The sequence below is a fragment of the Sandarakinorhabdus rubra genome, assembly GCF_010994245.1.
Taxonomy (GTDB): domain Bacteria; phylum Pseudomonadota; class Alphaproteobacteria; order Sphingomonadales; family Sphingomonadaceae; genus Sandarakinorhabdus; species Sandarakinorhabdus rubra.
On record NZ_WMHO01000364.1, the window covers coordinates 1 to 1,389 of the forward strand.

The window sequence follows — 1,389 nt, forward strand, 5'->3', positions numbered from 1 at the left end:
CCGGCAGCGCCGCCTCGCACGCAGCCTGCATCTGGCGCGCCGTCGTCACGTCCACGCGGCTTACACCGGCCGGGGTCGGCAGGCTGACCGGCCCGGCGACCAGCGTAACGCGCGCACCGGCCCGGGCCAGCGCGGCGGCGATCGCAAATCCCTGCTTCCCGGACGAATGGTTGCCGATGAAGCGCACCGGGTCGATCGGCTCGTGCGTCGGCCCGGCGGTGACCAGCGCATGGCGGCCGGCGAGCGGCCGGTTTCCGAACCGGGCGGCAATGGCGGCCATGATGGCCGGGACCTGCGGCAGACGCCCCCGGCCAACTTCGCCACAGGCCATCTCGCCGACATCAGGCTCCATCACCGTGGCGCCATCGGCGATCAGCGTGGCGACGTTGCGCACAGTTGCCGGGTGCTGCCACATGCGGACATTCATGGCCGGCACGAACAGCACCGGCGTGTCGGTGGCGAGCAGCAGCGTGGTGGCGAGGTCATCGGCCTGGCCGGTGGCGGCGCGGGCGATCAGCGAGGCACTGGCCGGGCACACGACGATGAGATCGGCGGCGCGGCTCAGCTCGATATGGCCCATTGTGGCCTCGTCCTCGAGATCCCACAGCGACTGGCGCACCTTCTCGCCGGCCAGCGCCGCCAGCGACAGCGGCGTGACGAAGCGATTGGCATTGCGCGACAGCACCGGCAGCACGCGGGCGCCGGCGCGCCGCAGCTCGCGCACCAGTTCGAGCGAACGGAAGGCCGCAATGCCGCCGCCGACGATGAGAAGGATGGTCTTGCCCTGCATGCTCATGGTTTGCACAGGGGGCGGCATAGCGCAGCGTTGGCGGCGAGGCCAGCACGAGCACACCATTGCCGGGCCGTGGCGGTTCGGCATATGGTGCTGCCAGTTCCGCAACCGGGGGATGCGACATGGCCGAAGACTGGGCGATTGACGTCAAGAAATATGTGCCTGATGCCGATGACGCGATCATCGCCGGGATCGTCCGCTATTGCGGCATTGCGCTCAGGAACCGCGATTCCTCGCTCGTTTCCTTTTCTGATGCGACCGAAACCGATCGGGTGCGCAACAATTTCCTGAAGAAGAAGCTGGGCCTGACCGATCCTGACAGCGTGCTCGATGCCGCCATCGCCAAGGTGGGCGAGGTGATGAAGGCCGATCGCACCAAGAACCGCGTGACCGTCTATTATCTGCTGGCCCAGCATTTCGGTCGGCTGGAGGATTTCCGGCCCAAGGCGAAAGCGGTAAAGGCCGCGCCGGCGACGGCCGCGGCGCCAGAACCGCTGCTCGCAGCGCCCGCCCCGCAGGAGCCAGCGCCCCAGCCGGCGACAGTCGCCCCGCCTGCGCCACCGCCGCCACCCCCGCCGGCGCCTGATCTGTTCGTG

At 69.1% G+C, this 1,389-nt stretch carries 2 protein-coding genes; one reads left to right on the forward strand and one right to left on the reverse strand.

From position 1 onward, the window contains the following. The coding region (gene coaBC, locus GJV64_RS14505) for a bifunctional phosphopantothenoylcysteine decarboxylase/phosphopantothenate--cysteine ligase CoaBC (RefSeq protein WP_408015006.1) at positions 1 to 790 on the reverse strand (790 nt) is incomplete at its 3' end. Positions 791 to 915: 125 nt separating this feature from the next. Between coaBC and GJV64_RS14510 the strand changes: the two genes are divergently transcribed. Further along, the coding region (locus GJV64_RS14510; RefSeq protein WP_164158187.1) for a DUF2853 family protein at positions 916 to 1,389 on the forward strand (474 nt) is incomplete at its 3' end.